This is a genomic window from Falsibacillus albus (assembly GCF_003668575.1).
Lineage (GTDB): Bacteria > Bacillota > Bacilli > Bacillales > DSM-25281 > Falsibacillus > Falsibacillus albus.
In genome coordinates this window covers 170,895-178,939 of record NZ_RCVZ01000011.1, presented here as the reverse complement: position 1 = coordinate 178,939, position 8,045 = coordinate 170,895, and the positions used below count along the sequence as shown (strand labels likewise).

Genomic DNA, 8,045 nt, shown 5'->3' with positions numbered 1-8,045 from the left:
GGTGAATTATTGAAGTAAATGAAAATAAAAATGGCTGTCGAGAGTTTCTCGACAGCCTGAGCATGCAGGAAATCCTGCATGCCTGATTTCTTTATCAATTTCAGTTTTTCACCAACCGGCTTCCGGCTAGTTTTTCGATACTCTTTTCAATTTCCTCTTTTATGCCAGAGACAACCGAAAAATTCATCGATCTCACATATATTTTTTCCAGTTTATCGTGCAGTCCTTTTGCCTGGGCCAAGTAGGCAGTCGCTTGCTTCATCTTAACGGCATATCGAGAGGATATATCGTCAAGTGTCGTTCTATATTTTTCATCTGTCCCTGCGGTGATCACCCTGGCATACATATCGACAATCTCATCGCCTTCCCTTTCTGGGAAATACTCGTGTGGCGAAGTGCTGTCAAAGATCGCGAAATCCAATTCCCTGACGATCACCATGTCCAGGCTATTCGGATCGAAACCGCAATGATAGACCTCTACATCAAACCCCTTCTGCTCAGCGACGGCTGCCAGCTTTTTCAATAATGTTGACTTGCCTGAACCCGGACGTCCTTTAATAAAATAACGATACGATAAATCCTCTGTTAAGTTCTGAATGAAATCAACAGGCCCATTCGGTGTGGCAGCACCTAAGAATCGATGGCGAATATCGGACTTCTTATTCACATACATTTTCCCGAATAAGTCATCGATGATATCCTCGGTCAATTCATTGGCCTTTTGAAAATCCATATTCTCGATATAGATTTTCTCCCACTCATCATGGATTTCAAGCGCATCATGAAAGAGTTCATAGGCCGCTTGGTACGATTCTGCTATCCGCTCTGAAAGCTCGAGTATTTCATTTTTACTGACGGCAAGTTTTTCAGCATCCCATGCTTTCCCAAGGTTCACGTACTCCTCAATTGCTCCTGGTGCTTTCGGCTCAATGACATGCGGAGCCGTTCCGTCGACAATTCCGATTTTCAATGCCGGAATCAACACCCCGTCAATCGATTCATTGTCGGATGAGCAATGAAGAAATTCGATGTCGAATCCTTTTTTTAACCACTCATGCCCTACCTGCTTCATGAGCGTTGATTTCCCCGTTCCTGGGCCTCCCTTTAATATGAAGAGCTTCTCCAGTCCTGCCAAATTCGATTCGAATAAGCTATAAAATCCATGTGCCGTATTTCCGCCTGCATAATAATTTTTCACTTTTCCCGCCAATTTTGTTCACCCTTTCAAAGAATTCTGTTAGGGACTCTCAAGCATTATTTTATGTAGCACAGCTTTTCTAGGTGAACGCCTATATCGAATTTCTTTCAAATTTTTGTAATAAATTACCGCAATGTTACTATGTAAAACAATTGTAAAATAACCTACAATAAAAGGAAGAGCAATTAAGGAGAGTCATTCATGAACTTACGTAGACAGTCATACAAGCATATATTGATCGTCTGTGCGATCATTCTTGGCGTAGGCTTTGCTTATTTATTCAATCGGTCTACCCAAGTCCAATCACACGATTCAAAACTTACACCTGAAGAAACCATTCCGACGGTGTTTGTCCATGGATATAAAGGAACGTATAATTCTTTCAAATCGATGATGTACCGTTTTGAGCATCGATACAATTGGGGAAAGCGGACTTTGCTTTGCTATGTCGATAAAAATGGGCAAATAACGTTTAAAGGCGGCATTCCTGTCGGCCAAAAACATCCATTGGTCCAAGTGGTGTTCCAAAACAACCGCGCCACGATCGCTGATACAGCCGGCTGGCTGCAAGCAGTGATGAAAGAACTAAAGTATCGATACAATGTCGAGCAAGTCTATTTAGTCGGGCATTCAATGGGTGGACTCGTCATCACCCAATACTTGGAGAACACGAACGATTCACACAACTACCCGGTTCCGCTAAAATTTGTCGCGATCAGCAGCCCATTTCAAGGTGTCACGAAAGAATCCTACGACAAAGTGAATACCGGCGCCGCGGTCAAAGACTTGAAACCGGGATCAAAGGCCCTTCAAAGGCTTGTAGATAATCGTGATCGATTCGATCCTACCCTTGAAGTGCTGGCAATCGGCGCCATGGGGGATCAGATTGTGTCCACAGACAGCGCAACCGCTCTGCGAAATATCGCGTCAGAGGATCACTATAAAGAATCAATCGTGACCGATCAGAGCATTTCCCACAGCGGCCTCCATGAAACCGAATTGGTCGACCGCCTTGTAGGACCATTCTTATGGGGGAATGATTAATATAATTAAGGCTGACCAATGCTGGTCAGCCTTATATTTTGTATATCAAAGGGTAAGTGAAAGCCGAATTGTGTGCCTTTTTATTAAAAACAACAATCTTTGAGAAAAGAACCTTTAGAATACAGCCATATATCAAGATGTCAGGTCTAAGTCTGTCCCATCCCCATTTCATTCTTCCTTCGATTTTTTCTTTTTCTCATCCAGCTTCTCTTGGATTTTCGTTTTTTCTTTGCAAGGCGGCCCCAGGCTTATGACGATATCTCCTGCTTCCCCTCTAATTTCATGGTCTGCTGTGAAGAACTCAAGACGTTTGGAGGCACGATGGATGCACAAGAGGATGCTTCCTTCCTCACGTTCGCTCAAATACTTTTCAAATGAATATTTTTCAGTAATGTTTGTTTTTCTGAAAACATATCCTTTCTCGACTTTTAAATTTAACTCTTCCCATGTAATCCCTTTTCTAAAAAGAATCCTGCCGCCGATCGTGTGGCCCAGGTCATCGATATCCCCGCTTTTCGCAGTTCTTAAGCTCAACTGGAACAAGTTATTCCTTCCGATTTCAGGAACAAATGTCGTACAGACGAGGGCATTATACGAATCGAGTTCTGAGGCTGCCAACATAAATTCATATGGCGTCATATCCAGATGGTATTCTGTATGCTCAGCCAAAACTTCACCATGATAAAAAGGGATGCCTGCGCTGCGTGCTGAATTAAGCCTTTGCCAGGAAGAGTCAGCAATCATGACAGGTACGTCAAGATCCTCATGAATAATGCGGGCAAATCCTGTACTGAAACTCGAACCGCCTACTATCAGGACACCGGGTTCATCTCCGATTGCCAGATCAAGTTTTTGCGCCAGCCACTTCATGGAGAACCCATGGGCACATACGGTTGCAAACACGAGCGCGAAGGTCAAGGAAGTCAGGATTTTTGCATCCTTGAACCCCGCATCCAACAGAGCATTGGCAAAATAGCTTGATACCGTCAAAGCTACGATTCCACGGGGGGCAATCCAGCTCACCAACGCTTTTTCCTTTACGGATAGATCCGTCCCGATCGTTGAAATCCAGATGGATAGCGGACGGACGATGAACAGCATGAGCAGGACGAACAAAACGATCTTCCAGTTGAAAATTTCAACCAACGTTTTCATGGTCAAGGAAGCCGTCAGCATGACAAAAATCGTTGAGATGAGCAGCACGGATATATTCTCTTTAAAATTTCGCATGTCCTCGATCGATGAGATATGCATGTTCGCCAAGGTCATCCCCATCGCTGTCACCGCCAGCAATCCCGTCTCGTGATAAATTCCATCGCATATGGCAAAACAAGCAAGCACAATGGCAAACACGACGGGGGACTTCAGATATTCCGGAACATGTCCTTTTTCGAAAATCCAGCCGGTTCCACGGCCGATGAACCAGCCGAATACAATAGCGAACAAGGAGGCTAAAAAGAAGCCCACCAAGCTGTTTCCTGTTTCAGAGTCCGACAGGAGAAACCTGATGATTTCAAACGCAAAAACGGATAATAGCGCACCGAAAGGATCGGCGATGATCCCTTCCCATTTTAAGATCGCCGCAGGACGAGGCTTAAGCTTGGACTGCCTCAAAAGCGGCAATATGACGGTCGGCCCTGTAACGATAAATAAACCACCGATGACAAAAGCTGACGCCCATGATAAACCAGCCACATAATAAGCTGCCAGCGACCCGAGCAGCCATGCAAGGAAAGCACCGAATGTAACGATTCTAGTTACCGGCCTTCCGAGCCCTCTCACCTCGCGAAAATCAAGATTCAAGCTTCCCTCAAATAAGATGATGGCGACTGCCATGGAAATAATCGGTTTAAACATATCGCCGAAATCCTCTTTTGGACTGAGCAAACCAAATATCGGTCCAATCAGCAAGCCTGCAATCGACATGACGACAATGGCCGGAAGCCTGAAGCGCCAGGCAATCCATTGTGAAGCAATTCCAAGCACGATAATGATCATTAAGTTCATGAGCAATGAATCCAGCATAATCCGTCTCCTTTGAGGTTGCTTGTTTTTATTAAGCCGAAAATAATTATTCTTTATTCTATCCATCTCCCCCCTTAAAGTAAAATTAAATGCTGTTGACAATGTTTTCATAAGCATGAACAATTTATTGAGTTTATGAAGCACACGCAAAAGTTTGATTTCCATACTAAAAAGGGAAATAATCTTCAGTAGGAATGACAAAAAGGAGGCTGTAAGATGATAGGATTTATCGGATTGGGTATCATGGGGAGCCGCATGGCTGCCAATTTATTAGAAGAAGGCTATGATGTGATGGTACATAACCGGTCGAAGGAAAAAGCGGAGCCATTATTGGAAAAAGGTGCACAATGGGCAGAAACACCGAAAGAACTGGCTGCTCAAGTTGATATTTTATATACGATGCTGGCAAATCCCCAGGCTGTCGAAGCCGTGGCAATGGGGGAGAATGGATTTCTTGACGCAATGGGGGCAGATAGCTTATGGGTCGATTGCAGCACCGTTCATCCTGCGTTCTCGAGATTGATGGCAGACGAAGCTACAAAACGGAAGATCCGCTTTATGGATGCACCCGTTGCAGGTTCGAAAATCCCTGCGGAAAGGGGCGAACTCGTATTTTTAGTCGGCGGCAGCGAAAGAGACGTTGAACAAGCACGTCCTCATATGAACGCGATGGGAAAAGCCATCCAGCATCAAGGAGGACATGGAATGGGTACTTCCATGAAATTGGTCATCAATCTTATGCTATCTGAAACGATGGCAGCTTTTTCAGAAGCGGTATCCTTGGGGGAAGGTCTCGGGCTGGACAAAGAAAAAGTCGTAGGCACGCTCTTGAACGGACCGACCACCGCTCCATTTCTTGAAGGCAAAAAGGAGAAGATCCTCCAGAATGACTTTTCTCCAGAGTTCCCATTGGAGCATATGCAGAAAGATCTTCAAATGGTGTCCCAGTCGGCCTTCGAAGCTGGAGTTTCCTTGCCGCTTGCCCATGCCGCGAAGGAAACATACGGCCTCGCCAAGCAATTTGGCTACAGCAAGGACGACTTCTCAGCCATCTACCATTTTTTATCAACAAAAAAATAACCAAAATAAGCCCCCCCTCTCAGGTGCCTGTCACCTGAGAGGGGGGGCTTATTCTTACTCATTGCTGTCTGTTGTTGGAGCTCCATTTTGATTATGGTCGGAATAGACGATCTTTCCGCCGTAATGTCCTGTCAATGCAAGTGTCGTGGTTCCTGCCAAGGAAAGCACGATCACAAGTGGAATCGCCATTTTGAATGGTTTATGCATGAATAATAAGAGCAATTTAATGGCAAAGGCCACTCCGAATAAAATAAGTGTGACAAGCGCATAGGTTTCGTGTGTATGAATCAAGGATCTTAATCCCCTGCCCCAATGTTCAAAGGCAAAGTGCTCTGCATCATCGCCTGTCCAATAACTGAACAAACCTGTGACAAATCCACTTCCGATCAGATAAGTTGCCGCTTTATCGAAAAACTCTTTTCTCCAAAGGGCAATGATCTGCGCAATCGTTCCAAAGATTAATAATGCGATAGGAAAATGCACCAATAATGGATGCAATGGGGTTGAAAGCATCTAAAAGCAACTCCTTTTAAATTTGAATAATTTCACTTTATCACCCAAAACTGAAAATAAACTGAAAATCGCAGCAGACCCATGTCATTTAGGCAGGTACACGTTGACCGTAGTCCCCACACCCAACTTGCTGTCTACTTCAATGGTCCCCCCATGAGCTTCGACGATTGCCTTTGCAATGGATAGCCCCAGCCCTGATCCTCCATGCTGAGAAGAACGAGATTGGTCGACTTGAAAAAATCGCTCAAAGACTTTATTCACATCCCTTTCGTCCATTCCTATACCATCGTCGATGACTTTTATGAGGATATGAGAAGTCGTTTGCGATAAAATCAAGTTTATTGTCCCGCCATCGTCGGTAAATTTAATGGCATTATCAAGCAAAATGTAAAGCAGCTGTTTAATTTTTAGTTGATCGCCATTTAAATTCAAGTCTGCATTTGCTTTATTTATATAAAGGATGTACCTATTTAAAGAAAGATAATCATATTCTTTTTTTATTTGTGCCATGAGAGCACCAATGTTAAAAGGATGCGTGTCCAGCTGCGTTTGGTGCTGGTCATATTTGGTCAGTGTCAGCAAGTCGTTCACGAGTTTCTTCATCAGGGATGATTCATCCTTCAAATCCTGCAATACTGTCAAGCCAAACGGAGAGAGCCTTTCTTTCTCCTCTTCTTCCAAGACCTCGACAGATGCCGAAAAGATGCTTAACGGGGTCCGCAGCTCATGGGAAGCGTCAGCAGAGAATTTTTGCTGCCTCTCTACATTTTGAATGATGGGAAGCATGGCCCGATGCGCTAATCGATCTCCGATGAAGATGGAAACGAAGAAGACAATGATAGCGATGAATGCGAGCATATAAAACCACTTTTCCATTTGTTCATGGACTGTACTCAAATCCTTTGCGACAAAAAGTTCACCTGTTTTTTTTCCGTCCACTTCGATTGGACTCGAAGCATACATATATTGTTCATCTTCTTTTTGTTTTTTCAGCTTCAAGATTTTCGGTGCTTCCTGACAACATGGCAAGTCCAAGAAAAAAGCTTTGATTTCTTTCACTGCCGATGGTGAATCTCCCTGCTCCTTGATATGGATCGCATTTTTCTGATCCTTGACCGCAACAACATAAAGACTGCGGCTGTTTCTGGGAGTATTGTTCAAATCTGTTTTGTGCTCCTGCTGTTCATATGCGAGAATATCCTTTACATCTTGCTTCTCTATATCGTATATCCTTGCCCGAAACGAGAAAAAAAGGACGATGAACACAATTATCACCGTCATGATCAACCAAAGGCTGTAGGATCTGGTCAGCTGCTTACGAAGCTTTTCAAACATGTGGATCCTCGATCATATATCCGACCCCGCGAACTGTTTTGATATATCTCTTCATATCTGATGGATCTAATTTTTTCCTCAGCAGCTTGATGAAAGTTTCAACGGTGTTATAGCTGATATCCGAATCCCAACCCCACACACGTTCCATAATGACCTCTTTTGAAAGTGCCTGATTACGATTGCGGGCTAATAATTCAATGACCTGGAACTCTCTCGGAGTCAAGGGAAGCTGATTTCCATCCTTCTTCAGCAAATGTTGATTCAGGTCGATTTCCAAATCCTCCAGCTGAATGCAATCATGTTCAAATTTTCGTGAACTCCTTCTTGAGAGTGCGCGGATCCTTGCGAAGAGTTCCTTGAACTCAAACGGTTTGACCAAATAATCATCTACCCCCGAATCGAGTCCTTTCACTAAATCATCCACTCCATCACGTGCAGTCAGCATGAGGATCGGACCTTCGTAACCATCCTTGCGCAATTTGGCGCTTATCTCCAATCCGTTCTTCCCGGGGAGCATCCAATCCAAGATCAAAAGGTCGAAATGCTCCGTATCCAAATAGGAATAGGCATCTTCCCCATTATCAACCCATTCCACGACGTATAATTCCTTTTGAAGCATCCGCGCTACGAGCTTGGCCAGCCGTTGATCATCTTCGACCAAAAGAATTTTCATATTCTCCACCTTCTAATCTTGAAGTAGCCTTTTGACCTTATTATAGCCGAACTTAGTTTAATACAATAGCAGGGTCCTCAAGGTGACGGCCTGTGTGGGGGGGGCGAAGGCGGTAGCGGAGGTGGCGGCGGAATCTGTCGGTTGATAGATATTTAGCGTTTTTGGGGTGATATCCGG

General features: G+C 44.2%; 7 protein-coding genes. 2 read left to right on the top strand and 5 right to left on the bottom strand.

Going from position 1 to position 8,045, the window contains the following annotated elements; translation table 11 throughout:
- Positions 1–100 precede the first annotated feature (100 nt).
- Positions 101–1,210, bottom strand: coding sequence for a PRK06851 family protein (locus tag D9X91_RS15825; RefSeq protein ID WP_121681613.1), 1,110 nt, complete (start codon positions 1,208–1,210; stop codon positions 101–103).
- A gap of 189 nt (positions 1,211–1,399) precedes the next feature.
- Here D9X91_RS15825 and D9X91_RS15820 point away from each other — a divergent pair, with 189 nt between their 5' ends.
- Positions 1,400–2,242, top strand: a complete 843-nt coding sequence (locus tag D9X91_RS15820) for an alpha/beta hydrolase (RefSeq protein ID WP_121681612.1) — start codon at positions 1,400–1,402, stop codon at positions 2,240–2,242.
- A 168-nt stretch (positions 2,243–2,410) separates the two neighbouring features.
- On the opposite strand, the gene D9X91_RS15815 is transcribed toward D9X91_RS15820, so the two are convergent.
- Positions 2,411–4,267, bottom strand: a complete 1,857-nt coding sequence (locus tag D9X91_RS15815) for a cation:proton antiporter (protein WP_199738123.1) — start codon at positions 4,265–4,267, stop codon at positions 2,411–2,413.
- A 216-nt stretch (positions 4,268–4,483) separates the two neighbouring features.
- Between D9X91_RS15815 and D9X91_RS15810 the strand changes: the two genes are divergently transcribed.
- Positions 4,484–5,347, top strand: a complete 864-nt coding sequence (locus D9X91_RS15810) for an NAD(P)-dependent oxidoreductase (RefSeq protein ID WP_121681611.1) — start codon at positions 4,484–4,486, stop codon at positions 5,345–5,347.
- A gap of 54 nt (positions 5,348–5,401) precedes the next feature.
- On the opposite strand, the gene D9X91_RS15805 is transcribed toward D9X91_RS15810, so the two are convergent.
- The 3 genes from D9X91_RS15805 to D9X91_RS15795 all read right to left on the bottom strand — a co-directional run bounded on the left by D9X91_RS15805 (position 5,402) and on the right by D9X91_RS15795 (position 7,868).
- Complete coding sequence (locus tag D9X91_RS15805; RefSeq protein ID WP_121681610.1) at positions 5,402–5,860, bottom strand: DUF2231 domain-containing protein; 459 nt, start codon at positions 5,858–5,860, stop codon at positions 5,402–5,404.
- Between the two features lie 84 nt (positions 5,861–5,944).
- Positions 5,945–7,195, bottom strand: a complete 1,251-nt coding sequence (locus D9X91_RS15800; protein WP_121681609.1) for a sensor histidine kinase — start codon at positions 7,193–7,195, stop codon at positions 5,945–5,947.
- Positions 7,188–7,868, bottom strand: a complete 681-nt coding sequence (locus D9X91_RS15795; protein WP_121681608.1) for a response regulator transcription factor — start codon at positions 7,866–7,868, stop codon at positions 7,188–7,190. The genes D9X91_RS15800 and D9X91_RS15795 overlap by 8 nt, the downstream gene beginning before the upstream one ends.
- Between the last annotated feature and the right edge of the window lie 177 nt (positions 7,869–8,045).